The organism is Microbulbifer maximicatervae (SeqCode) (assembly GCF_052467825.1).
In genome coordinates this window covers 4,771,911-4,796,932 of the sequence record NZ_CP174327.1, presented here as the reverse complement: position 1 = coordinate 4,796,932, position 25,022 = coordinate 4,771,911, and the positions used below count along the sequence as shown (strand labels likewise).

Here is a 25,022-nt window from a genome sequence, read left to right as displayed (position 1 = left end):
TTTCAGTGGTTTGTCTTGTGGGTATGGTAAGAGTTTCTTGTTTCGCATTGCGATAGGCAAATGCATACTTTGTATGAGGTGAAAAAACATACTTGATACCATAAATCTGAAGTGTCCACTTCTTTAGTGTGTTTATAGTTATCTCTAGGTAATCGTTTTTTTTAAAATAAAAGGAATTTTTAAATGAACAGTATATTCAAGACTTTTGTTGGTGCTGCCTTTTTGATGATGGTTTACAGTCAGGTTTGGGCCACTCATATCCTAGCTCATAGAGGAGCTTCAGGTGAATTTCCCCAGAGTACTGCCTTGGCTTTTGATGTGGCATTGGAGCAAGGGGCGGACATTTTGGAGTTGGATGTACATTTGTCTAAAGATCAAAACATTATTATCAATCACGATGCAGATCTTGAAAAGAATGCAGGTGTTTTGGATAAGATCGAAGATTTAACTTTAGGGGAGATTAAGGCATTGGATGCTGGGTATCAGTTTACTCTAGATAATGGTAATAGCTATCCGTACCGAAACCAAGGGCACACTTTCTTAACACTAAATGAGCTATTTGAACGCTATCCTAATACGATATTCAATATAGAAATCAAGCCAAATAATAAAGTCTTATCAGAAAAACTATGGCAAGTAATCGTTGATTATAGAATGGAGAAGCAAGTTACCGTAGCTAGCCAGCACAGGAAAGCTATGATTCATTTCCGTGATATTAGCGGGGGAGAAATTAGAACGAGCGCAACAATCGGAGAACTTATTGAGGCCAGTCTTGCCTGGAGTTCGGGCTTTGGATGGGCTTTCAAGCCAGATTTCGATGTTGCGCAACTGCCATATAGTATTACTACTAAACCTTATGTCCGCTTTTTTCAAAATAAAGGAGTGGCAGTTGATATTTGGACAGTTAACGACATGAAGGATATTGAGCGTTGTATATCTCTTGGTGTGGACGGGATTATAGGTGACTACCCTGATCGGATTTTTCAGGCTCTTGAAAATGTAGGCGAACGCTAGCAACTTTATGAAAGTACTCCTCTTTAGTCTGTCGAAATACCGGCCTATTGCCGGTTTGGTATGGATGGCCTAAAGCTTAAGTAAAAAGTATCGGATGGAGCATGGATGTTTTGGTATTGGAGTTTGAAATGATAATATTGTAAAGCTCAAAATTTATATAAGCATCACTGGCAAGCGTTTAGACTCAATTGTAATCTCTGAGCGAGTAAATGAATGCCTGTGGAAAGTACAGTCGTACAACAAAAAGCTTAACTAATTGAGAGTTGATAAGTAGTTTATATTTATAAGAAATTTTGAATCCTTTGTTTGAGGTGTACTTTTCAAAAGACATTTTAATCAGTTGGGGAGGTGGCAGAACATTCCATTCTGCCTCATTTTTTATCTCAAGTTTATTAGCTTATAATTGCACAGGTTATAATTTAATCGAAATCAAATTGGTTATGTGCAAAATCATCCTAAAGGTACATAAAATGGCCCGCTGTTAAATTGAATCACAAGTCTTCGAACGAAAGTTTTGATGTGACTAGCTTCATAGGTAAACTATATTAATTGGGTAAGAGCGAACAATGAACCCTTTACTTCCATGATCTTCCAGTTTAGAACTTAGAAGCTTTTGGTAATTCCGTTCTGGCCGTTAGATTGCGGCTAACAATCGTTTTCACCGAATGTTGAAGGGCAGGAACCTAGTCGTATGCCCAGCATCGAAGGCTAAAGCTGCTATACCCCTGCGTTGGCTAACGTGGTAAATAGTTTAAGGGATAGTTAACTCCTATTTGAAGAGTGGCTGTGTAACTATAAGATGTATATTTGATTAGGCTTTGAAATAGAGTATGAGTTGATCAATTACTGTAGTGGGCCGCACAACTGATGTTGTGATTCTTGATATTCATGCAGTAGATGATAAGGCTGTTCGTAGAAGACGTGTTGCACCTCTGGGATGTAGGCTGGAATTCCAATAGCGATGAGGGGGGGGCAGTGAAAAACCTAGAGCTTTTAACTCTCGGTAATGCAGTAAAAAGGATTGAGGGTTCACCTCTAAAAATTTGAATATATAGATATAGTGCTTGCTTAGCTCATACAGAAAATATAATGCACTCATCTCTCGAAGAGATATAGAGGCACTTGAAGAGTTGAAAGCAAATGGTTTTCCCTCTTTAACGTTCCTGAGCAAAGAGTTTTTATTTCGGTTGGTGATGTGTGAGAAATTTTGGGAGAAGCGCTACACTAGAGGATGTAGAGATCATCTAGGATCCTTGCCGAATACATGATAGAAGTCCATGATAAAGGGATATATAGATTAGGCTAGTAATAGGGATGGCTCAAAAATTCCAACAAGGCAATGGAGAAGCTTATATCACAACAGATAAACCTTGAAGTTAAGCAAATAATATTTTTGAGTAGTATCCACCTAGCCATCATCTGGCAGATGAAGCTTGACGTAATATTGAAATGAATACTGATGATTTAATATGACTCAAGGCTACCCCGGGTATTGCACCGTTGGCAGGTGGGCCGGTAACGGGTGCAGTGAAGCTTGCGATATCGTTGAATACATTTGTGAAGTGTACATAGGAAGAATATCGTATTAATTAAAAGTTGCTGTGGGTTATCACATAATGAAATTTCTATTTAGATGTAAACTTTTCATGCCTTATTCCCTTTAATTTGTAGTAGGGTTAATATATAACCCGTTTAGGTATTTTTTAGCCAATTACTGGAGGGGGAATATGTACAACACTATCCTTTGCGCTATAGAGGCATCACAAGAAGGTCGACTGGTATTATCTAAGGCTGTAGAGCTTGCTGAGAAGTTCGATAGTAAGTTAGTGGTTTTAAATGTGTTACCTTATAGCTTTTTGCCCAAGGATTATCAAAAAGAACTGAAAGAGACTGCAATTCCTAAATTTGAAGAAATTACTGACGAGTTTGGAGTTTCCAAAAGAAATCGAGCCCTTAAGGTTGGAAAGCCTTATGAGATTATTTGCAAGGAAGCTGACAAAAGAAAGGCAGATTTAATTGTGCTTGGAACCCATTCTAAGAAAGGTTTGAGCTCCCTAATTGGTTCTACAGCGAATAGTATAGTGAACTATGCGCATTGTGATGTAACTTTGGTTCGGATCTAGGATATAGAGCTATAGTAACCTTAAAGTTTAGCTGCTTCCGATAGCAATCATTCGGGGTGATGCCTTTAAAAGCCGAGCAACTAGTAAGTTGTCCGGCTTATTTTGATTTTTAGAAAATTAGCTAGAGGTCGCTTGCGGTGGATAATCTGAGTCCTTGCCCTTGACCACATCGTCTTCTGAAGCTGGTGCGCTGCGCAGCACCAGGAAACCAGCGGTTCCTGCGATAACTGATGCTAGCAAAATCCCGGCTTTGGCTTGGACCAGCAGCTCATTTTGCGCGCTGAATGCGAGTTCAGCAATGAAAATAGACATGGTGAATCCGATACCTGCGAGCAATGCTACACCGATAATATGCTGAAAATTTGCCGCTTTGGGTAATTCTCCCCAACCCAACTTCCAACCTATCCAGGTTGCCCCTACAATCCCGAGTAATTTACCGACCACCAGGCCAAAGATAACCCCGAGAGTAACCGGATTGAGAACTGCTTCAGGGCTGCTGAAACTATCGACTGGAATTCCAGCGTTTGCTAGTGCGAAGATTGGTATTACAACAAATCCAACTGGAATATGTAAGCGGGTCTCCATACGTTGTAGAGGAGACTGAGCCAAGTTTACGCCATTACCTAGGCCCATTACGCGAGCCCGTAAGTCGTCGTTAGCGATAATCTTGTCACCCGGGCGGAAGCAGCGGTCAAAGCTGCGAATGATATCTTTCACGAAGGTGCTAAATGCGACGGGATCGTACTTCGGCTTGGCAGGTAATGCCATGGCGGTAATGACACCGGCGAGAGTTGCGTGAACGCCGGCTGAGTGGAGCCCATACCACAACAGGCCTCCAATAAAGACATAGGCTGCGGATTTACGGATTCCCGCGGCATTGAGCAGTCCCAATACTACGACAAGGCCACCTGATGTGATGAGCGCAGTCATGTTTACCTGTTCTGTGTACCAGATGGCAATAACGAGAATTGCTCCCAAGTCGTCTACGATAGCCAGCGCGACCAAAAAGGTCACTACTGCCCGTGGTACTCGGTTACCAAGTAGCGCTATACAACCTACGGCAAATGCAATATCTGTTGCCATGGGGATACCCCAGCCTGGGCTGGCCTCGGTACCTGAATTCAGGGAGCTGTAAAGTAAAGCTGGCACTACCATTCCACCGATAGCGGCCATCACGGGTAGGACTGCCTGGCGGAGATCTGAGAGCTCTCCTACAAGAAACTCTCGCTTTAACTCTAAGCCAACCAAAAAGAAAAAGACAGCCATTAGGCCGTCATTAATCCAGTGATGCAGGGAAAGGGAAAAAGTCCAATCTCCAGCTCCTATTGCAATAGGCATATGAAGTAGGTGCTTATAAGCCTCTTGTAGAGGTGAGTTGGCAACAATGAGCGCGATAAGCGCAGATAGCATTAACAAAATACCACTGCTGCTTTGGCGATGAATAAATTCCTCAAAGGGAGTGACTAGACGGCCAAATGCCTCTTCTAGCGGGGCTTCGAAAATTTTTCCTTTGCGAATTTTAAATCTATTCAAAACGCCTTTGCTCATCGGTGGGCATCCTCCTTTATTAATAGATCAACCCTACGAAACTTAAGGTTAATCTTTCACTTACTTGAGCGGTAGATTATCACGGAACTAGTATTGCGAACTAGATTAAAGCATCTTATTTCGCGGCTGGTTAGAAATATATCTAATAGAGAAACCGTATGTAAGATAGGGGGTAAGTTGCCAGTTGCTTAGGGCTAGAAAGGCTCCGTTAGGAAATAGTAATTTCACATAGTGCGAAGAAGTCAATACCTATCATTGATTTTTGGCAATAGACGCCACTGGTTGATCCCCCCCCTAACTTGAAGCTGCGAGACAGTAAGATTTTTAATCCCTAAGTAGACGAGCGGTGCATAACTCTATATTGGGTTAGGATGAGTATGTTTGTTGTGCGAACCATACTGCTGATATCCTATTCAAGCCGTGAGTCCGGCTTAAGTTTACTTCTCATTGGAGGGGGGCGATTATACCTATTCAACAACAAGCGGGGTGAGTCGAATTAATGGATTCAGCAAGCTATTAGTTTTTTTAGGGGGGCACCTAGTTCTTAAGTAAAAGGAGTCCTGTTAATTTAGAATGTAAAATTACAAAAGTGATTTTCCGAGAATAAAATCACTTTGCTTTTGTGTAGCTTATTGGGGGTATTGCGCAGACTGTTGATTATGTTAAGTGCGCCGTTTCTTAGATATTATAGAACACGGCTTAAGATTTTATCTGTTTAAAATATAAAATCAAAAGTGACTGATGTTTATTGTGTAGCCTGTATATTAACCTCGTATGAGCGGGGCTTTAGAGATCCCTGAAAGATGGAATCCGTGAAGCATAAGGCAGTGAATGGAACGAGAAAATCCTAAGTATATTACTAGGCAAGTTGGCGCTTGATATGTACATTCTATATAAAGTGGTGATTAATTTTTTGGTTGCGAATTAGGTTTAGGGAAAGTGTTGATTTTCATTTCTGTGTTTATTTATGAGTTATACGGTTGTACTTTGCGAGCTAGGGTTTAATATTGTTGCACACAATGATACCTAAGGTGGTATAGAATTATGTGAATTACGTGGTATGCAATTTTTATGATAGATAAAAAATCAATGGCTTATTGGCCGTATATGGTTGGGCTCTATTTAGTATGGTTTTTTTCTTCGACCTCTTTTTTGAACTTCCTCTTTCCGTGTGGTCGTTCTGTAATTTATATTATTATGAATAACTGTGCTTTTAGCGCCCATAATATGGAAACCTTTTACTTTATAATTGTGGAGCTAGGCTTATGCTGCTTGACCTGAAGTGCCCCTTTTCCATAAGGTTTCTGCTGGAGGTTCTATAGTTGTCTATGGGCTATTGGGTTTTCTGTTACTATTTTTCTTGCAATAGTTTCAGTTATCTTTTCATTCATTTACGTAGGGGACAAAATTTTTCATATCCATCGGCGGGTGCTTGATGTAAGGGAATTTGTTAGTCATGCACGATATTTTTAATTTATGCTTTATGGTTCACTGATGGGAATGTGTAACAATATTGGTGGGAAGCTCGGGTTTACTGTCTGTAGTAATGTACCTGATATCGCCTACGGAGAAGTTGGCTACTCATTTGAAATCTTGTTTAAAGATAGATTCTCAAACAGACCAGGGTTTTATAATTTTTGAAATTAAGTTGATCCAGATAATCTACTCTTTAACCACCGAGTGAGAAATCTATACTCTTATTTTCAGTCTATACGATTTTTAAAGGTTGCAGCTTAGAGATCTGGTGTTCTATAGAAAGGCGGAGAATGTATTCATTGCACACGTTGCTTTGGTTATCGTTGATGATGGTAGAGATTGTAAAATTATGGGGTCGGCGTCAAAGACCTTATTTTCCTGAGAAGTAGGTGTGAATTCTACGGGGGAAAGAGGATGGATTTTTGCTAGATTCGGCAAGGTGTACTGAAAGTATGCTAGCCCCAAGGAATTACTAACGTCGATCGCTCGAGCCTTTATATTTTTAAGGTTGGCACGTAATAGGTCTTAAAAATACACAAATTAGAGATCATGCCATGTTTTAGGAGCATATTTATCCTTATTATCTAGTAGGATAATAGTTATTTTTCTACAGTTATCTTTCAGATATGAAGCACCGATAAAAGCGCCACAATGGATGATCTCTGGATTCCCACTGATCTAGCTTTTCAGAAGCAAGGCGCTAACTTAACTTTCAACTAAAAGAGGGTTGCCGATGTCTATTGAACGATTGAGAACTCCTGAGGAGCGTTTTTCTTTACTACCGGGTTTTCCGTATACTCCTAACTATATTGATAGCCTGGAAGGCTATGATTCTATGCGTATGGCATATATCGATGAGGGGGAGAAGGATTCGGATACCACCTTTCTTTGTCTCCATGGGGAGCCCAGTTGGGGTTACTTATATCGAAAAATGATCCCAGTTTTTGTTGAGGCAGGACACCGGGTAATTGCTCCAGATTTGTTTGGATTTGGTCGCTCAGATAAGCCCGTCAATGAAGATGTGTACACTTTTAACTTCCATCGTAACAGCCTGATGCGTTTGATTGAGCATTTGGACCTTAAGAATATTACGCTGGTTTGTCAGGATTGGGGTGGACTTCTGGGATTGACACTTCCAATGGATATGCCGGATAGATTTACCCGATTACTGGTTATGAATACGGCTATCGCAGCAGGAGATGGTGCATCTGAGGGGTTCTACCACTGGCGGAATTTCTCTGTCAATGTACCTGAAATCCCTGTGGGAGGGCTCATTGCCAATGATGCTCAATCTGAGGTCAATTTATTCGATATAGTAGCCTATGATGCGCCTTTTCCAGACAACCGCTATAAGGCTGGCGTTCGTCGATTCCCGTCAATTGTACCGGTTGACCCCGGTATGGAGGGAGCAGAGCTAGGGGTAAGGGCTCGAGAATTCTGGTCTAGGAACTGGGGTGGTGAGAGCTTTATGGCGATTGGAATGAGGGACTTTGTACTTGGTGAAAAAGTGATGGAGTTGCTGAGGGGAACCATCAAAAACTGCCCCGAGCCTCTCAAAATAGCGGAGGCGGGCCACTTTGTGCAGGAATATGGTAAAGAAATTGCTGAAAAGGCTCTCAGCCACTTCAAGCTTTCCTCTACAGTAACTGAAAATTAAGAGCGTACTAGTGCCGGGATAAGTTAGATCCTGGCGCTTTATTCCTGTGCAGCCTAAGAGGTTTAGGTTGCTCTCATCTTTCATAGCTAATTTACTACTGGGGCTCTATTTACCGTAGTCTTGTTATCAAACTTCAGTGTGCTCAAAATGGGGCTTTTATCGATAACTATTACCTTTTATAAGGTTAATGGTAATCTGCACAGCTCGAATAGATACCTTAAGCCATTATTTCAATTTGTAGTTAATGAGAAATCACTGGATGTTCGCAAGTGTTATTGTGAAACATGTAGAAAGCTAAGTGGGGCTGATTATTCAGTGGTAGCATTGGTGAATAAGAGTCAGTTTAAGATTATTAGTTCTCCCCAGAAGCTTCTACAATATATTTCTAAACCAGGAAAAACTCGGCACTATTGTCCCACTTGTTTTGCTCCGGTTTTTGTTGAGGTAGAATCCCAATCTAATCTCTGCCGGATTCGTCTGGGATTACTTGATGATAATCCTGAAGTTAATGTATCTGGTCACATGTGGGTTAGTGAGATGCCCTCTTGGTGTAGTATTAGCGATAATCTTCCGGTATTCACTCACGATTACTCTGAATGATAAGACAGAGTTAGAAACTGTGGGCTGGTAAGTTGAGTTGTAATGAAAGGGTATTTGAATGAGAAGTATATTTGTTTATTTTTGTTCTTTTCGCTTAATATCGTAGGGGAGGTAGCACATTTTCGTATAGATTCAGAGATCCTGGGAGAGGAGGTTACAGCTCGCGTATCTTTACCGGATACCTATCACCATTCTGAGAGTTTTTCTTATCCTCTACTAGTGATATTGGATGGCTCAACGCAATTTAATCATATGGCGTCTAGTGTACATTTTTATAGTACCTATGCTGTTATACCTGAAATGATAGTGGTCGGTATCAGCACTCAGGATCGGCTCGCATATTTTACTCCCACTGAGCTCGAAGCCTACGCGGGGCGCTCAGGCAAAGCTGACAAACTAACAAAATTCTTGGAAGACGAATTCTCAGGAATCTTGAGTGAGAAATATCGAATTTCTCCATATTCTATTATCTCAGGTCACTCACTTTCTGGGTTATATACTAGTTGCTTGGCAATTAATAATGAATCTATGTTTGATGCAGCAATTTCAATTAGTCCCAGTTTATGGTGGGATGATTCATCTCTTATAGATGATTATAAGGGTAGCCATGCACGTAAGGAGAATAAGCCTTTTAGATGGTTTCTGAGTATGGCAAATGAGCCAAATGAAATGCCGGCGGCTTTTAACGGTATGCTTCAAGCATTAAATGATATGCCAAGATCAGGATTGTACTTCTCTTATGCACGATTCCCCAATGAAACACATGACAGTACACCCTTAGTAGGCAATACAAAAGGGTTGCAAGCAGTTTTCTCCGGTTGGAATGCTGTGCCTGAAATTGATGTTATGTCTTTAAATGAATTAAAAGATTTTTATAGTTCTAAAGTTGGTGAATATGGCTATTTATTTCCACTTTCTGCACATCAATATAATGTCTACGGGCTTAAAGCGACCTATGAAGGTAAGACTGATTGGGGGATTGAGATCCTAGAGCAGGGAGCTAGGGAATTTCCCGATTCTGAGATTTTATGGGATAGTTTGGCAACTGCCTATAAGTTGGACGGAAAACTAAAGAGTGCGATGAGTTCTTCAGATCGAGCCGTTAAGTTAGCAGCAGAGACCAACTCAATCTTTCTCAGCGAAATAAATACTCAAAATGCTCAGCTTAGAGCCACGCAGGTAGAAGGTTCTTTGGGAGATATGTAAGAGGGGGGGGCTAGGGTAGTACGAGCACAAGATTACAGTAGGATTTTGGGGCGATAAACTTGGTATACACATTGGAAATTTCATACTTCAATAGAATCTGTAGTCTTTATTAGAGAGTTTAAAGTGAAGTTTAAAGACAGTCGTGGAATTATTCTGACTATTTTGGCAATGCTCTGTTTGGCTGGCATGGATGCAACAGGTAAGTTACTTGTTCAGAACTATTCTATCGTTCAAATAATGGCGATTCGTTTCACGATATTTTTCTTCATCGTTCTTAGTTTGGCGAGACTCAAAGGGAGCTTAGTTATAGTACGAAGTAAAATATTTGGCACTCAATTAGCCCGCTCTATTGTTCTCGCTCTTGAGGTTTCAGTATTTATTTTTGCTTTTAGTATGATGTCTTTGGCTGATGTGCATGCTATAGCTGCGACAGCCCCATTATTCGCAATATTAATGGCTGGATGGTTTTTAGGGGAGAGGGTAGATACAAGGAGCTGGGTAAGTGTTGCGGCTGGATTTATAGGTGCCCTTATTATCATTAGGCCTGGAATGGGAATGATGGGTTGGCAAACCTTGATCCCCATCTTGGGAGCTATCCTATGGGCCGCATATCAAGTGCTTTCACGCCGTGTTTCACACTTTGATAGTGCCGATACAACCGTTTTCTATACCGCGATTATGGGTCTTATTATTTTTGGAAGCTTAGCACCATTTTATTGGGTAGAGCCGACAGTATCAGGGTGGCAATTGTTGATTTTAAATGGGCTCTTAGGTGCAATGGGCCACTATTTACTGATTAAGGCATTGGCACTTACTCCAGCTTCTATTTTGCAGCCCTTTAGTTACGCTTTACTATTTTGGGCTATTGTTATTGGCTTTGTAATCTTCGGAGATCTGCCTGATGGAATCACATTATTTGGCGCCTTCGTAATATTGGCTGCGGGATTTTATGCCTCAGACCTAGGCCGCGCATTGATTGGTGTTTCACAGGTTAAGGCCAAAAAGGGGAAGGATGATGCTGAATCAGAGTCAAAGTTAATGAGTTAAAAAACCAATTTGATAAAGGGTGCTCTAATGATGGTAGTTGAGCCCCATTAATATATCGGTGGCGAAATTGTTTAACGCCACCTTGAATTCAGTTAGTGATTAGGTATCTGTTCTTAGAATATTTAAAAACTCATGCGTCACGATGCTCAAGGAAGCCGCCATCTACCCAATTGATTATCAAGTCAACATACTCTTGTCCAGCATCTTCCGATGAGAAGTGAGATGCGTTGTCAAATATAACTAGCTTGCTATTGGGGATATGCTTGGATAAGGCAGTGGCATTATCTACTAAAACAAATGGATCTCTCTTGCCCCAAGTGATCAATGTCGGAACTTTAATACCATTTAGTTTTCTCTCAATCCATGGAAGCTCTTTCGAATAGCTTCCAAAGAAACTGATGGCGCACTTGTGACTATCACTATTAAAGGCTATGTCATAGTACTCTTGGATAGCTCGTTTGCTGGGTTTGTAGTTGTGATAGCCGTCTTTGACGGCAGTCAGGAAGTTGGTTTTCATTACTGACTTCTTGTTTAAGCCTTTTGCTACCCAGCGAACCATTCGGGATCTGACAACGGCCATAAGAATAGGAGAGAGTTTTGGAGGGAAGGTGCCTGGGCCGTCAAAGATATTGAGACTCAAGAATCGTTGAGGGTGGTTAATAACGGCCGCTAAAGCAATAGGCACACCCACATCCGGCCCTACCAAGTGGGCCTGCTTGATGCCAAAATGGTTCATTATTTGAACAAGGGCTTCGCTCAGGCTGCTTGGAGACATATCTCCTTCCTCCGCTTTTGATAAGCCAAATCCTGGGATATCAAAGGCTAGCACATCAAACTTTTCACTAAATGCTTCAATGGATGACTCCCACATGCGAATACTTTGGGGTAGACCATTCAGCAGTAGTAGGCTGGGAGCCTGAGGTTTTTCCTTGCGTAGAAAGCGAATGTTAAATTTCCCTACAGAGACAAACTGCGGTGTAAATATATCGTCAGCGGTTGAGGGTCTATTGGAGGCGTATTGGGTGAGGGCCTTGTCTAAGAGAGCTTGGGTCATAACAGGGTATATATCTATATGGGTCTATAGGTGATTTCGGGTTAAGTTACTTATTTATACTAGGTTACTCACTTGAGGGTTGGTTGCCAATAAGGCACTATTAAGTGGTTAAGTTACTTTTTGATAACCTATGGAGTGGAAGGGTGGGGACGCAGAATAAAAATAGTGAGAGGCGCGTGTTTGTGAATGATGATGAATGTCCCGTTCGTAATGTAGTAGCTCAAATTGGTGACAAGTGGTCCATCCTGATATTGTTTGCCCTTGTTGATGGTCCAGATCGCTTCAACTCCCTGAAGTCGCGTATTGAAGGGATTTCACAGCGAATGTTGACGCAAACCCTGCGTGACTTAGAGCGCGATGGTTTTGTACTCCGTACTGTCTTTGCGCAGGTTCCAGTTAAAGTGGAGTATGAATTAACTGACCTGGGAAGGGGGTTATCTGCAGCTGTGTGGAAGTTAGTCTCTTGGGCAGATGAACATCATCCCGAGATTCGTAAAGCGCGCCTAAGATATGATGAGGATAATCAATCGTAGATTGAGGATTCTATCTTCTATTGTCCCCATTTAGGGCTTTTCTCAAAGATTCTTGGCCTGCTTTATAGTAAATCATGATTTGTACTTGCAATTTAGTTCAATAGAGCCTTTTGTAGCTGAAGCATTACTGTAAATATATAGTTAGAATGATTGGCAATCTTAGTTTTCTTGAACTTGAGGCATAACGGAATAGGACTTACAAGTAAATTTAAATTTCTTACCCTTGATAATTGAATAGAATCGATAAATATAAGTAATTAGAAGGTGAGTCATGGATTTTTTTGAAATTAACCGACACTCCTGGGATAGCCGTACCCGTATTCATGTTAAGTCTGAATTTTATAATATTGATGGATTTCTAAGCGGAAAATCTACTTTAAATGAAGTCGAGCTTTCAGATATAGGTAGTGTGTCTGGAAAAAGTTTACTTCACTTACAGTGTCACTTTGGCTTGGATACCTTATCTTGGGCTCGATTGGGGGCGAAGGTGACGGGAGTTGATATTTCTTCTGTAGCTATTACTGAAGCACAGGCTCTTTCTGACCGCTCAGGTTTACATGGAGAGTTTATCTGCAATGATATCTACAGTTTTGGAGAGTCAAACAATAAAGAATTTGATGTCGTCTTTACTTCCTACGGCGCACTCTGTTGGTTGCCGGATATTGAACGATGGGCATCAGTTGTTGCTCAATGCTTAAAGCCGGGGGGGACTTTCTACATCGCAGAATTTCATCCATTTTATGATATTTTCTCTGGTTACACATACTTTCATCGAGCCGATCCAGATATTGAAGAGCAGGGTACCTATACAGAGAATGATCGGGGTGACAAGTCTACCCTAGCCACCTGGTCACATCCGATTAGCGATGTTGTGAGTGCATTATTAAAATATGGTATTCAAATCGCTCAACTAAAAGAATACCCGTATAGTCCTTACAACTGTTTTGATGGCATGGAGGAGCGTGAGAAGGGGAAATACTACCTGTCTTTTAAAGGACATGAGATTCCGCTAATTTATACTATTAAAGGTGTCAAAGTTACTTGAGACAAAGAGCAATAATAGTAATCAGGCTGGCAGTAGATTTGCGCAGATTTTTTTTAGGGGAGGGAAAAGGAGGGTAATGAGTGCCGCCCCCTTAAACTTCCCATGTAAAGGCCCTCTGGCTTCATATCCAACACTGCTTTCTTGCGTTTTGTCTAATTGGCGTAGATAGCCACTAATTACCATTCACAGATGTTTAGATTCCGTACTTAGTTGCCATTTCTTTAAGAGAAATTTCTTATAGCCCTTTTAGCAAGCTGGATCACACTCTGTTCAGGAGTAGGTCATTATTAACTGATTTTGTAGAGGGTAGTAAGATGGCTATATGGCAATTACAAGGTATGAAGTGTACTTTATCTGTATTTGCAGGTGCTTTTTGCTTGCTAATATCCGGGCTTGCATCGGCGGTTGATTGTGGAGATACCATTTACACTAGAGAAGTTTTGGATGATGATTTGGTATGTACAGATAATATCGCGATAACCATTGTTGGTCCAACTGGTGGCCTGGATATGAATGGTCATACCATTACTTGTGACAATAATTCTGCAATAGGCATAGATGTTGTCGGTCTTGTGGGGTATTTGGAGGGCGCAGGTACTATATCATTCTGCCAGACGGGCGTTAGATTGGCTGGTGATGGATTTCATAATGTAACCAATATTTCTGCTAACAATAATGACTTTGTAGGGTTGGCGGTATCGAGCGACTTCAATCTAATTACTAATTCAAGTGCTAATGGTAATGGTAATACTGGTATATTAGTTACGGGGCTAAGAAATACCTTGATCTCAAATATTATCGAAAGTAACTTACTAGATGGGATTCAGTTGGATGGTGATGCCCCAAATTTAACCCAAAATTATATATATGATAATAATCGATATGGAATTTATATTGCTGATTCCAGCTTCGGGAACTATAGCCAGAACACCTCTGAGATGAATGGTTCAGTGGGTATCTATATGGAAGCGGATAATCAGTTTTTTAATTATATTCTCAACAATACATCTGAGAGTAACACGAATTTTGACTTGGAAGAACTAAATGCAAATGCGTGTAGTAATACCAATGTTTGGCTTGGAAATACTTTTACTACTGCTAACCCCAGCTGCTTAAATTAGAGCTGCCTGCAAGGCTCATCCTAAAGTAATCTGGGTGAGCCTGTGTTCAATTCGTATCCGCTCAACCATTTTGCTTGTTGTTCTATAAGGATTAAATTTCACTGATGCATTATGTGGTAATGTAATATCAGACATATTTATAACTCTGATTACAAGGTGCTGATTATTCCATGACTCCAGATAATTTAATCGATCATCCTGAAGGCGGGAAGTTTCTTCAGGTGTTTAAGTCGAACTCAATAGTAACAAGAGAGGATGGGCAGAGGCGAAGTGCATTGACGCATATTTACTTCTCCCTACAGAAAGGTGAAGTGTCGAAATTTCACCGGGTCGAATCTGATGAGATTTGGAACTTATATAAGGGGGGCGGCTTATATCTCTATATTTGGACTGAGGAGGATAGCTGTTTGCAAAAGGTTGAAATTTCTGCAGAAAATAATACATTTTGCCATGTTGTTCCTGCTGGCGCTTGGCAGGCTGCAGAGCCAATTTCAGGCCCCGTGCTTGTGGGCTGTTCGGTGGGGCCTGGGTTCGAATTTTGTGACTTTAAATTGATAGATGTTGATGATCCAATAACGGATTTTATCCGAAAGATAGATTCCTCCCTGGCAAGATTTATTTAGCAATAGCCTTTTGCTGAACCGCTTTTAGATTGCCTAACAGTATTGAGCCCTCTCCTATAGTTGTGGAAGGTATAAATTTATCTTTCCCCTATTTGAAATCCTGCTTGGAAATATAAGTGGAGTTTTTAATGAGGGTTATACTGATTGGCGGAGCTGAATGTTGTTGTGATGTCAAGCTGTTCAATTGTTATTAATGATGCTGATACTTGGTTATTTAAACGTAATGCCTTTTTGCTTGATAGTTTTTACGTTAAGAATAATTTCTCATGGCTGATTGTTAAAATTGAGCCAATATGGGGTAAGTCTATTTTGTAGGTGGACGTTTATAATACTGTTGAAGGGGATTGTATGAAAACTAGTAATACCAAACAGCCTTTAGGCTTGATTGGTTTGTTATTGGCAGGATCCATTTTGGCAACATCTTATGGTGTAAATGCAGATGTCTCCTGCGGGGATACTATAACTACAGCGGAGATTCTGACTGAGGACTTATTTTGTGAAAGCGGATTGATAATCCAGGGTCCCTCTGGAAGCCTTAACTTGAATGGATATTCATATGAGTGTAATGAGGCGGCAATTATCCTGAATGGTAAGGGGGGCGTATTATCTGATAATGCTTCTTTGGGTGGTAATCTGAATTCGTGTATCGTCGTGGCAGAGGGGGATGGAGGGCATACTATCACAGGGATAACGATGACTGTTAATGGGAGTGAGGGGGTTGTTTTTGTGTCTGATAATAATACGCTCTCTAATTCAACAGTTAATGTTGTTTCAGGTCCTTATGCAGTGATAATTGCGGGGGCGAATGGAAGTATTGTAAGTAATCTCATACAGGCTGAGAATAATATTGTTACTGGAGATGGCATTTTGTTGGGGGATGATGCCGATAATACAGTTTTATTCTTTAATACGGTAACTGATTTCGCCTTTAATGGTATGCAAATCTGCAGTGATAATAATTTGATTGCCCAAAATATTGTTGAGGGTAATGGCAGTATAGTTAATACTTTTGGCATTGAATTGCCTTATCTGGAATCGCCTTGCTCTAACTCTAACTTAGAAGGGCAAAGTGGCAATGTAATTGTTGGTAATGTGGCGACATATAATAATACTGCTGATCTGGCAGATTTCAATCCTGAACCTTGTCTTAATACTTGGGTTGGAAATACGGCTGATGTTGTTGAGGGCGCATGTATTGACCCATAAGGTGAATTTTAAATTACTTGGCTTTTTAAGTGGGAGTTATAACTCTTGAAGGTTGCAAGTAATTCATCTTGTAGCCTATTTTGTTGAAGTGTAATTTCTTTAAATGTAACCCTTATATTGTTTTTTGGTTTTTTATTGCTCTTACACCTGGTATTAGAGTGATTTTATAGGCTGTGATGCAGTCCTTACCCTTGCTATTAATGTTAAAAGTGACAGCCATTCTAATGAGAGTAATTTCTCATGGACCTTTCTCTAATCCAGACCAGTATAGATTTTGTCGAATTCTGTTCGGGAAGTTATAAGCTGGCTTTTTAAGGATATTCTATGAAATCTCATTTTGTTAGAAGGTGTTTTTATTTGTTGTATTGTTTGGCGGTTAGCACTTTGGTGGCGATGCCGACTGGCGCAAAGGCTGATGTCTCCTGTGGTGATGTCATTACTACAGCCGAAGTTCTCACTGAGGATTTGTCTTGTTCATCAGCGTTTGACCTTGCACTGACGGTCGTCGGACCTGGTGGTTATCTTGATTTAAATGGATTTACTATTGAGTGTGATTTTGATGTTGATGGGATATTTCTAGATGGCACTGGAGCTGTTGTCACTGGGGGAGCTTTATCAGATGGCAAGGTGCAAGGTTGTGGGTTCGGTGTAGAGGCAATAGGAAGCGGGGCGCATACGGTGACAGGTATAGCCTTTGAGGGTAATGCCGTTTCAGTGGCTTTTGTGTCAGACAATAATACATTGTCTAACTCGGTAATCTCTGAAACTACGGAAATTGGAGTAGCTATAAACGGCAGTAATTCTACACTTATTGCAAATGAAGTATCTACATCTACCAGTGCTAGTGGAGCCTGGGGGGTAATTCTTCAAGTGGGTGCGGACAGCTCTTATATTTTGTCGAATATGGTATCTGGTTTTGATCAGTATGGAGTGATTGTTTGTAGTGATAGGAATGTTATCTCGCAAAATGTTGTAGAAGGCAATGGAGTGGAAATTACTAATACTGCAACTGGTGTTTATTTACCAGGAGATACTTTTGTTTGCGATGACGGTCAAGAAGGTAATACCATCGTTAGTAATGAAGCGACTAACAATAATAATGCGGACCTTGGCGATAACAACTTCCCATGTGTGAACTCTTGGGTTGGGAATACGGCTGATGTTGTCGAGGGCGCTTGCTTTGAAAATTAGAGGTTGAATGTCTCTAATCGGTATGGCTGCTACTTTTTACATCTCCATAGTAATATGTAAGTTGTAGAGAAGTAGCAGCCTTTAGCTATTAATAATGGAATAGCAATTTGGTAGAAAGACTCTATCGGGGCTAAATGCTTGCTCTATAAATAGGCTTTCACTCTTGTGCTTATCTCACTTTATTCGTTAACAGCTAAGTCTTTATTTTGGCGCATACCCGATTCTGCTAGTACTGATAGAAAGAAATCATTTGGCACAAATTGTTCCAAACTGTCCAGCGTATAGTCAGCGTCTTTTAACGAATCTGGATTACCTATGCCTACAGCTGTCATGCCATCAGCGGACTTAATTGCACTGACTCCAGCGGTCGCATCCTCAAAAGCAATGCAAAACTCTGGATCAATTCCGAGACCTTTGGCGGCGGCTAGGAATATATCTGGTGCAGGTTTAGGTGCAGATTTTTCCGGGTCTGCAATAACAGAAAAGCAACGGGATATTCCCAGGGCTTCCAATACCGCCGGTGCGTTTTTACTCGCTGAGGCGAGGCCGACCGGAATATGCTGAGAATTTAACCATGCGAGCAGTTCACCGGCGCCCGGTAACAGGTCTGCGGGAGAGAGGCTGCGGATTAATTCCTGGTAGCGGCTGTTTTTCCTTGCAGCCAGTGCGATTTTTGCTTCTTCAGTGTAATTGCTGCTTTTTTCCCCGAGAATCACCTCAAGGGAAGCCATTCTTTCCAGGCCCTTTAAGCGCTCTTCAGTATCCGCTGTCCAGGGAAGGTTGAGCCCTTCAGCCAGCTGTTGCCATGCGATCAGGTGGAGACGTGCGGTGTCTGCAATAACGCCGTCGAGATCAAAAATTGCTGCACGATAGATCATCAGGATACCTCCTCCATCGGTGCTATTTGAATGGTTTCTGTTTGCCCTGGTGTCTCCAGGAATAGAATTTGCTTGCCGTGATGAAGACTGAGTGCTTCACCTTTCACCAAGGTGTACCTGGCGCTGTAAGAATCGACATCGACTGCGATCGTGCGGCCACGGAATTGCAACCGGAAACGATAGCCGTCCATTCCATTGGGCAGATATGGATTGAAGCTGAGTTCATTGCCGTGCAGGCGCATTCCTGCAAATCCCTGGACCATACACATCCAGGTACCCCCCATGCAGGCAGTGTGTATGCCGTGCTGGGTATTGTTGTGGTGGTTATCCAGATCCATTCGCGCAACTTGCTGGAAATAGTTCAGCGCTTTATCCGGATACCCAACTTCACTGGCAATAATGCTGTGAATACAAGCGGATAAAGTGGAATCGTGCGTGGTGAGCGGTTCATAGAAGTCGAAATCCCGACGCTTCTGCTCAATTGAAAATTCTGAACTCTCCAGTAACAGGCCAAGAACGACATCCGCCTGCTTACAAACTTGGTGTCGATAGATCACCAGGGGATGATAGTGAAGTAACAGCGGGAATTGATCGGCAGGCGTTTCGGCAATATTCCAGCGGGGTTTGTTTAGAAAACTATCGTCTTGAGAATGTATACCCTGCTTTTCATCGTAGGGCAGATACATGCTTTCTGCGGCCTTGGCCCAGTTATCAATTTCCTGTATGCCGAGTTGAATACGCTGGGTTAACTCATCGCACGCTGCAGGATCGAATGATTTTAACCACTGTAATACTTCAACAGCATATTCAAGATGGGCCTTGGCCATCAGGTTTGTGTAGAAATTATTGTCAACCAGGGCGGTGTATTCGTCTGGTCCGGTAACTTCATTGATACAGAATTGGTTGTCGCGAAGTGCGTTGAAGTGGCCAATCTCCAACCACATACGCGCGCCTTCTATCACGACTTCTGCGCCCTTGTTGCACAGAAAATCGACATCACCGGTAACCCGGTAGTAATGTCGTACGGCGTAGGCAATGTCCGCATTGATATGGTATTGCGCAGTGCCTGCCGGGTAATAGGCTGAGCACTCCTCACCGCCGATGGTGCGCCAGGGAAACAGTGCTCCCTTTTGAATCGACATCTCCCTCGCTCTTTTTCGTGCGGCATCGAGGATTGAGTAGCGGTATTCCAGTAGGCCGCGCGCTAATTCGGGTTGGGTGTAGAGGAAAAACGGTAGTACATAGATTTCTGTATCCCAGAAATAGTGGCCGTCATAGCCGTCACCGGAAAGTCCTTTGGCTGCAATATTGGTATTGCCATCCCGACCTAGGGATTGGAACAAGTGGTACTGGTTGAAACGTACTCCCTGCTGCAGGGCATCATTTCCACTGACCTGAATATCGGACTCAAGCCAGAAATTGTCCATTTGTATACGCTGGGTTTCGATATGGTCCGCAAAACTTTTAGCCGCACAGCGCTCCAGGTAATGATGCAATTCGCCTGCTGATATCGGCTCAGCATTTTGCTGTGCAAAGTAAGCGACGTACTTGGTTAGGCGAATAGGGGTGTTGCGGCGGGCAGCAAAGCGATAGTCAATCGAGACGCAGTCTTCACTGCGGAGATTATTGGACGTGTAATCGCTGTCACTCTCACAAAGGTGCAGGGCTGCGCATCGTATAGAGAAGCCACTGCTCTTAACGGATAGAGGCAGGGCCAAATAACCATCTTCAGCTGTATTTTCCAGCCATTCGATATCTCCCCGGTCAATAGGGGAGGCTAGGCGTGGGTCCTCACTGCGTTCTGCTTGGGCAAGGTCACCATCAAGGCAGGATTGCAGGTGTACCTCTCCGTCAAAATTGATGGGTGTGAGTTCCAGTTGCAGAGCTAACAGGTTTTTCTCACTGAGGGAAACCAGGCGCTGCACTTTGAGTTCAATGGTTTTTCCTTTTGGGGAGCGCCAAGTGAGTTTTCTCTCGCTGATCCCCGCGGCCATGTCCAGGCGACGCTCGTAGTTGAGCAGCTCGCCTTGGGCGAGATTAAAGCGTTCTCCATCCAAGCTGATATAAATGGTCTTACCGTCGGGAACCGTCAACATCCTCTGGTTGTTGCGCGCGTAGCCATAAGCAGACTCACCATAGGTGATAGGTTCGCTGGCGTAGACTCCATTTAGGTAGCAACCATCTGTAAAGGGTTCTGGATCGAAACCCTCCTCAAAGGTACCGCGTAAGCCGATATAGCCATTACCGAGGGAGAATAGGGTGGCATTGAGGCTGTAATCTTCGGGCTGGAAGGTGTCCTCCACCAAGTCCCAGGGGTGGATCTTGTGTTTGATTTGTTGTTTTTGCTTCATACCACTTTCACTGGATTGGAGATTGGGTCCTAGGGCCGGGCCTACTGGGCCTTCGGCAACTGGCATTCAGTCTATCCGTAGTTGATGTCTTTTTGCAATCGATTGCAAGTCTAAGATTAAGCCTGGCTGTTACTGGAAGATAGACCTGATTTTTATCTCCGAAAAGTCTGTAAGATACTGAAAAATATGGATTATTTTTTGACCCAGGGTCAATCGCCAGTTGTTTTGTGACTGATCGGCATAAGGCATTCCCAAATTTTCATTGGTTTTTATGCAAACGATTGCAAATTTTTGTCTGACTGATACATACTGGGTATCTACAGGCATTGGGGCGGAGTCGCCTTTCTCCACAAAGTCTGGGTAAAAAATGTACAATAACAGGTTGGTACGGCTGACTGCCTAAACCATAGAGCCAGATAGAATCCACTATGAAGAATCAGCGCATACTCTTATCTCTATTCGCTATCTACTTTGTCTTTGCCATTTTGTTGAACAGCGTAGGCACGGTGATCCTGCAGGTAATCAATACCTATGGGGTAAGTAAATCTGCTGCGAGTGTGCTCGAGGGGTTCAAGGATATCCCCATCGGTATAGTGTCTTTCCTGATTGCCTCCCAGCTTCCCCGACTGGGGTTTAAGCGGGCGATGCTGGCGGGGTTGGCAATTGTCACCCTGGCTTGTACAGCTATGCCCCTGTTACCCGGGTTTTGGACGGCGAAGTTACTGTTCTTGTCCGTGGGTGTTGCGTTCGCATTGGTAAAGGTTGCCGCATACTCCACCGTGGGATTGTTAGCGCAGGGCCGCAGCGCACATGCGAGCCTTCTAAACACCCTGGAGGGGGTGTTTATGGTGGGGGTTCTCAGTGGCTACTGGCTATTTAGCGCTTTTATTGATTCATCGAACCAAGGGTCGACTGCCTGGCTCAATGTGTATTGGGTGCTGGCGGTGGTCTGTGTGATTGCATTTGTATTGCTCTGGTGCACAGAGCTGGATGAATCCGGGGCGCGAATCGAAGAGGCTAGCCCGAAACAGGACTTTATCGCGATGATAAAGTTGATGGCCAAACCTCTGGTATACATCTACGTGATCTCCGTATTTTTCTATGTATTGATTGAGCAGGGGATAGGAAGTTGGTTGCCGACCTTTAATAATGAAATTCTTAAGCTGCCCGCTGCGATGAGTGTTCAGGCTGCAAGTATCTTTGCCGCAGGGCTGGCGTTGGGGCGACTTGGTGCCGGTGTGATGATGCGCAAAGTACACTGGTACCCGATGCTTAATGTGTGCTTAGTTGCGATGGGATTACTGGTGGTCGTTAGCCTGCCCCTGGCGAGTAATATTGTGGCGAATCCCGATGTAAACTGGCTTAGTGCCCCAGTGGCGGCTTTTGTTTTACCGCTGATTGGCTTGTTTATGGCACCTGTGTATCCAGCTATCAATTCTGTGATGCTCAGTTCATTGCCCACCCACCAGCACTCTGCAATGACAGGTTTACTGGTAATTTTTTCTGCGCTGGGCGGTACAACTGGCTCACTGATTACCGGGTCGGTTTTCGAGGCCTTTGATGGCCAGGTGGCTTTCTACTTATCCTTGGTACCCATCACAGTGATTCTGATTACCCTGTTCTTTTTCCGTCGCGCTGTAGAGCGGGGGGATGAGACGCTTGAGGCCTCAGCCCCCCTGGCTGGGTAGCAGGGTGGTTTTACAAACTTGGGCGACGGGCCTAAGATGGCATTTTTCCCGCGAACAAGGTGAAGTACGCCATGCCCAAGGGGTCCTCCTCTCCCGTTTCCATGTCTGATATTGCTCGGTTGGCGGGAGTTTCTGAATCTACTGTTTCGCGAGCGCTGAACGATAATCCATTGATTAACGAAAAGACTCGCGAACGTATTCAAAAAATCGCGAGCTCCATGAATTACAAAATCAATGAGAGCGCGCGAAACTTACGCCTGCAACGCAGCCATACAATTTCGGTTGTGATTAATACGGGGCGCAGTGGCGGCCAGACATTTTCTGATCCATTTATGATCGATATGATTGGTTCAATTGCCGATCGCCTCGCAGTGCATAAATACGATTTACTGTTTTCCAGCAGTATCGCCAGCCGCTCGGATTGGCATTCTTATCTGATGAGTTCCAGGCGGGCTGATGGCGTTATTGTGATTGGCCAGGGGGTGGACGATACCCCACTTCGTGATCTGCAGCAGCAGGGCGACCCTCTTGTTGTCTGGGGAGGGACCTCAAGGCAGGGGGCCGAATATTGTATCGTCAGTAGTGACAATCAAATGGGTGGGCGTCAGGCCACCGAGCACTTAATGAACTTGGGGCGGCGGCGAATTCTCTTTCTCGGTGACACAGCTCACCCGGAGGTCAATGGGCGCTTTGAAGGTTACTGTGCCGCGCTCAATGAGGCTGATCTGTCTGGCACGACCAGGCAGTTGGCTGCAGGCTTCTCCAGTGAAAGTGGTTATCAATCCATTATCGACCTGGTTGCGCAGGAAGGGCTTAGTTTTGATGGCATTTTCGCCGCCAGTGACAGTATCGCTATGGGAGCGATAAAAGCGCTACAGGCCCGTGGCTATAAGGTGCCGGAAGATGTTGGCATAGTGGGTTTTGACGATATCCCAATCGCGCCGTTTTTTACCCCTCCTCTGACAACCGTGCGCCAGAACATCCACCGAGGTGGCGAATTGATGGTGGAGAAAATGATGGAGCTTCTCTCTGGAAAACCGGCGATGCCAGATGTACTACCTACCGAGTTGGTAGTGCGGGGTTCTTGTGGTGCCAATCCGGATTACCAGCCTGTAGAGGGGTTCTTTCAAGACACTTCAGGTGAGCGTTAGTCGCAGGCCCTCACCATTTTGTTTGCCAGCAGGGGCCATAGTTAGTGTCCCTGCCGTTTCCCGAGTTTGAGCCACACTTGTAAAACCGAACTCTGTGGCTGGACTCGAAACATGGCAGATGAGAAAACTAAACTGACCAGAATTCAGGTACTGGGACTGTTTGCCCTAAGCTTGGCAATTTTTCTGATCGGAAATGACCTCACTGCGTTTTCCGTAGCAATTCCAGCTATCGAAAAAGACTTCAACTCCAATATCACCACCACCCAATGGATTATCAACGGCTATACATTGGCTTTTGGGGTGCTGCTGATATCGGGCGGGCGTTTGGCGGATATGTTTGGCCGGCGCAAAATCTTTTTCATCGGCATGGCCGCCTTTGCATTTTTCTCCCTCCTCGGTGGCATAGCTACCAATATTCCAATGCTGTTGGCGGCGCGGGGATTGATGGGGATCGGTAGTGCCCTTATGTGGCCGGCAATCCTGGGGCTGATCTACGGGATGTTACCGGAGGACCGCTCGGGCTTTGCCGGGGGTTTGGTGATGGGCATGTGTGCCGCTGCGAATGCAATTGGTCCGGTATTGGGGGGCATTCTTACAGACTTATTGAGCTGGCGCTGGATTTTCTTTATCAACTTGCCGGTGGCTGCATTGGCATTTTGGGTCTGCTGGAAGGTTATCCCGGATGACACACCGGAAAATGTCACTGAGCGTATTGATTACGGTGGTGTAATCACCCTGACCACATCGCTGTTTTGCCTTCTGCTGGCGCTGGATTTAGTCGTGGATATCGGCTTTAAGAGCCCGGTGATTATTGTCTTGGCACTAGCCACCTTACTGTTTATGGGGGCGTTTATCCTGGTTGAGCGCCATGTGGGCAGAGATGCGTTAATTCCCGTAGATGTAGCAACGAATCACGGTTTCTTTGCCGCAGGTATAGCTACCTTGTTGCTGTCTGTGGTGTTCTTTGCCGCCCTTGTATACGTTCCCCAATACTTGAGTAAGGTCCATAATCACTCGGCGATGTATTCGGGAATGGGGCTACTTCCTATGATGGTCTCATTTGGTTTGGTGTCTTTTATTGCCGGTGGGCTCTACGAAACGCTCGGTGCAAAAACGATTGTCTCAGCGGGCACCATTGCCATGTGTATCGGTATGTTTATGCTTTCTCATTTGCATAAAGAAACAACTTTTTTGCAAATGGTACCGGGACTGGTGGTTCTCGGGGCGGGTATTGGCCTGTTTTACTCTGCTATTACTACTGCCGCAATTACGGTTGTAGCGCCGGAGCGAGCGAGCTTGGCGGGAGCAATTCTCTATATGTTCCAGATTGGTGGGGGAGCAATAGGCTTGGGTATGAATACCACAATTGTGGCAATGGCTCCCGATATCTCTACGGGGATTGATCGCGCTTTTACGGTTAATGCCTATCTGGCGATGGTGGGGCTGGTAGTGTGCCTTTTGTTTGTTTCAGGGAAGCCAGCAGATAAGGCTCCCCTGTCTGAGAAATGAT

General features: G+C 43.6%; 19 protein-coding genes. 15 read left to right on the top strand and 4 right to left on the bottom strand.

All coding sequences use genetic code 11. The features are described 5' to 3' along the window. Positions 1–183 precede the first annotated feature (183 nt). Together ACJJII_RS21060 and ACJJII_RS21055 are read left to right on the top strand one after the other, a co-directional pair. Positions 184–1,014, top strand: a complete 831-nt coding sequence (locus ACJJII_RS21060; protein ID WP_444917617.1) for a glycerophosphodiester phosphodiesterase family protein — start codon at positions 184–186, stop codon at positions 1,012–1,014. A 1,727-nt stretch (positions 1,015–2,741) separates the two neighbouring features. Continuing rightward, complete coding sequence (locus ACJJII_RS21055; RefSeq protein WP_444917616.1) at positions 2,742–3,137, top strand: universal stress protein; 396 nt, start codon at positions 2,742–2,744, stop codon at positions 3,135–3,137. 117 nt (positions 3,138–3,254) lie between these two features. Here ACJJII_RS21055 and nhaA read toward each other — a convergent pair whose 3' ends face one another. Next, complete coding sequence (nhaA, locus tag ACJJII_RS21050) at positions 3,255–4,685, bottom strand: Na+/H+ antiporter NhaA (RefSeq protein WP_444917615.1); 1,431 nt, start codon at positions 4,683–4,685, stop codon at positions 3,255–3,257. Between the two features lie 2,209 nt (positions 4,686–6,894). Here nhaA and ACJJII_RS21045 point away from each other — a divergent pair. The 4 genes from ACJJII_RS21045 to ACJJII_RS21030 all read left to right on the top strand — a co-directional run bounded on the left by ACJJII_RS21045 (position 6,895) and on the right by ACJJII_RS21030 (position 10,671). Further along, positions 6,895–7,818: a haloalkane dehalogenase gene (locus ACJJII_RS21045; protein ID WP_444917614.1), complete on the top strand. Its 924-nt coding sequence runs from the start codon at positions 6,895–6,897 to the stop codon at positions 7,816–7,818. A 147-nt stretch (positions 7,819–7,965) separates the two neighbouring features. After that, on the top strand, positions 7,966–8,418 hold the full coding sequence (locus ACJJII_RS21040; protein ID WP_444917613.1) for a GFA family protein: 453 nt from the start codon (positions 7,966–7,968) through the stop codon (positions 8,416–8,418). 42 nt (positions 8,419–8,460) lie between these two features. Beyond that, a complete protein-coding gene (locus tag ACJJII_RS21035; RefSeq protein WP_444917612.1) occupies positions 8,461–9,624 on the top strand; it encodes an alpha/beta hydrolase in 1,164 nt (387 codons plus the stop codon). Between the two features lie 123 nt (positions 9,625–9,747). Then, positions 9,748–10,671 carry a DMT family transporter gene (locus ACJJII_RS21030; protein ID WP_444917611.1) on the top strand — a complete coding sequence of 308 codons (924 nt, stop codon included), beginning with the start codon at positions 9,748–9,750 and terminating at the stop codon, positions 10,669–10,671. A 130-nt stretch (positions 10,672–10,801) separates the two neighbouring features. Here the strand turns inward: ACJJII_RS21030 and ACJJII_RS21025 are convergent, their stop codons facing one another. Further along, the gene (locus ACJJII_RS21025) at positions 10,802–11,725 is read right to left on the bottom strand and encodes an alpha/beta fold hydrolase (protein ID WP_444917610.1); all 924 of its coding nucleotides are present in this window, start codon (positions 11,723–11,725) and stop codon (positions 10,802–10,804) included. A 182-nt stretch (positions 11,726–11,907) separates the two neighbouring features. Between ACJJII_RS21025 and ACJJII_RS21020 the strand changes: the two genes are divergently transcribed. The 6 genes from ACJJII_RS21020 to ACJJII_RS20995 all read left to right on the top strand — a co-directional run bounded on the left by ACJJII_RS21020 (position 11,908) and on the right by ACJJII_RS20995 (position 17,444). Continuing rightward, positions 11,908–12,258: a winged helix-turn-helix transcriptional regulator gene (locus ACJJII_RS21020; protein ID WP_282933302.1), complete on the top strand. Its 351-nt coding sequence runs from the start codon at positions 11,908–11,910 to the stop codon at positions 12,256–12,258. A gap of 271 nt (positions 12,259–12,529) precedes the next feature. After that, positions 12,530–13,303: a class I SAM-dependent methyltransferase gene (locus ACJJII_RS21015; protein WP_444917609.1), complete on the top strand. Its 774-nt coding sequence runs from the start codon at positions 12,530–12,532 to the stop codon at positions 13,301–13,303. Positions 13,304–13,617: 314 nt separating this feature from the next. Continuing rightward, the gene (locus tag ACJJII_RS21010; protein WP_444917608.1) at positions 13,618–14,424 is read left to right on the top strand and encodes a right-handed parallel beta-helix repeat-containing protein; all 807 of its coding nucleotides are present in this window, start codon (positions 13,618–13,620) and stop codon (positions 14,422–14,424) included. A 170-nt stretch (positions 14,425–14,594) separates the two neighbouring features. Beyond that, positions 14,595–15,047 carry a cupin domain-containing protein gene (locus tag ACJJII_RS21005; RefSeq protein WP_444917607.1) on the top strand — a complete coding sequence of 151 codons (453 nt, stop codon included), beginning with the start codon at positions 14,595–14,597 and terminating at the stop codon, positions 15,045–15,047. A 348-nt stretch (positions 15,048–15,395) separates the two neighbouring features. Continuing rightward, entirely contained in the window at positions 15,396–16,253 is an 858-nt protein-coding gene (locus ACJJII_RS21000) for a hypothetical protein (protein WP_444917606.1), read from the top strand. A 324-nt stretch (positions 16,254–16,577) separates the two neighbouring features. Beyond that, on the top strand, positions 16,578–17,444 hold the full coding sequence (locus ACJJII_RS20995) for a NosD domain-containing protein (protein WP_444917605.1): 867 nt from the start codon (positions 16,578–16,580) through the stop codon (positions 17,442–17,444). A gap of 179 nt (positions 17,445–17,623) precedes the next feature. Here ACJJII_RS20995 and pgmB read toward each other — a convergent pair whose 3' ends face one another. Together pgmB and ACJJII_RS20985 are read right to left on the bottom strand one after the other, a co-directional pair. Further along, positions 17,624–18,322: a beta-phosphoglucomutase gene (gene pgmB, locus ACJJII_RS20990; RefSeq protein ID WP_444917604.1), complete on the bottom strand. Its 699-nt coding sequence runs from the start codon at positions 18,320–18,322 to the stop codon at positions 17,624–17,626. Continuing rightward, positions 18,322–20,739, bottom strand: coding sequence for a glycoside hydrolase family 65 protein (locus ACJJII_RS20985; protein ID WP_444917603.1), 2,418 nt, complete (start codon positions 20,737–20,739; stop codon positions 18,322–18,324). The genes pgmB and ACJJII_RS20985 overlap by 1 nt, the downstream gene beginning before the upstream one ends. 362 nt (positions 20,740–21,101) lie before the next feature. Between ACJJII_RS20985 and ACJJII_RS20980 the strand changes: the two genes are divergently transcribed. The 3 genes from ACJJII_RS20980 to ACJJII_RS20970 all read left to right on the top strand — a co-directional run bounded on the left by ACJJII_RS20980 (position 21,102) and on the right by ACJJII_RS20970 (position 25,021). Beyond that, positions 21,102–22,361 (top strand): MFS transporter, encoded by a 1,260-nt coding sequence (locus tag ACJJII_RS20980; RefSeq protein WP_444917602.1) that lies wholly within the window; start codon positions 21,102–21,104, stop codon positions 22,359–22,361. 71 nt (positions 22,362–22,432) lie between these two features. Further along, entirely contained in the window at positions 22,433–23,512 is a 1,080-nt protein-coding gene (locus ACJJII_RS20975; protein ID WP_444917601.1) for a LacI family DNA-binding transcriptional regulator, read from the top strand. A gap of 111 nt (positions 23,513–23,623) precedes the next feature. After that, entirely contained in the window at positions 23,624–25,021 is a 1,398-nt protein-coding gene (locus ACJJII_RS20970) for an MFS transporter (protein WP_444917600.1), read from the top strand. Position 25,022: the final 1 nt, after the last annotated feature.

Excerpts from the sequence above, each read along its gene's own strand:
- ACJJII_RS21000 (WP_444917606.1), top strand. The coding sequence starts at position 15,396 with ATGAAAACTAGTAATACCAAACAGCCTTTAGGCTTGATTGGTTTGTTA.
- ACJJII_RS20970 (WP_444917600.1), top strand. The coding sequence starts at position 23,624 with ATGGCAGATGAGAAAACTAAACTGACCAGAATTCAGGTACTGGGACTG.
- ACJJII_RS21035 (WP_444917612.1), top strand. The coding sequence starts at position 8,461 with ATGAAAGGGTATTTGAATGAGAAGTATATTTGTTTATTTTTGTTCTTT.
- ACJJII_RS20995 (WP_444917605.1), top strand. The coding sequence starts at position 16,578 with ATGAAATCTCATTTTGTTAGAAGGTGTTTTTATTTGTTGTATTGTTTG.
- ACJJII_RS20980 (WP_444917602.1), top strand. The coding sequence starts at position 21,102 with ATGAAGAATCAGCGCATACTCTTATCTCTATTCGCTATCTACTTTGTC.
- ACJJII_RS21045 (WP_444917614.1), top strand. The coding sequence starts at position 6,895 with ATGTCTATTGAACGATTGAGAACTCCTGAGGAGCGTTTTTCTTTACTA.
- ACJJII_RS21010 (WP_444917608.1), top strand. The coding sequence starts at position 13,618 with ATGGCTATATGGCAATTACAAGGTATGAAGTGTACTTTATCTGTATTT.
- ACJJII_RS20985 (WP_444917603.1), bottom strand. The coding sequence starts at position 20,739 with ATGCCAGTTGCCGAAGGCCCAGTAGGCCCGGCCCTAGGACCCAATCTC.
- ACJJII_RS21055 (WP_444917616.1), top strand. The coding sequence starts at position 2,742 with ATGTACAACACTATCCTTTGCGCTATAGAGGCATCACAAGAAGGTCGA.
- ACJJII_RS21060 (WP_444917617.1), top strand. The coding sequence starts at position 184 with ATGAACAGTATATTCAAGACTTTTGTTGGTGCTGCCTTTTTGATGATG.
- ACJJII_RS21015 (WP_444917609.1), top strand. The coding sequence starts at position 12,530 with ATGGATTTTTTTGAAATTAACCGACACTCCTGGGATAGCCGTACCCGT.
- ACJJII_RS21025 (WP_444917610.1), bottom strand. The coding sequence starts at position 11,725 with ATGACCCAAGCTCTCTTAGACAAGGCCCTCACCCAATACGCCTCCAAT.
- ACJJII_RS21040 (WP_444917613.1), top strand. The coding sequence starts at position 7,966 with ATGGGGCTTTTATCGATAACTATTACCTTTTATAAGGTTAATGGTAAT.
- ACJJII_RS21005 (WP_444917607.1), top strand. The coding sequence starts at position 14,595 with ATGACTCCAGATAATTTAATCGATCATCCTGAAGGCGGGAAGTTTCTT.
- ACJJII_RS20975 (WP_444917601.1), top strand. The coding sequence starts at position 22,433 with ATGCCCAAGGGGTCCTCCTCTCCCGTTTCCATGTCTGATATTGCTCGG.
- nhaA (WP_444917615.1), bottom strand. The coding sequence starts at position 4,685 with ATGAGCAAAGGCGTTTTGAATAGATTTAAAATTCGCAAAGGAAAAATT.
- pgmB (WP_444917604.1), bottom strand. The coding sequence starts at position 18,322 with ATGATCTATCGTGCAGCAATTTTTGATCTCGACGGCGTTATTGCAGAC.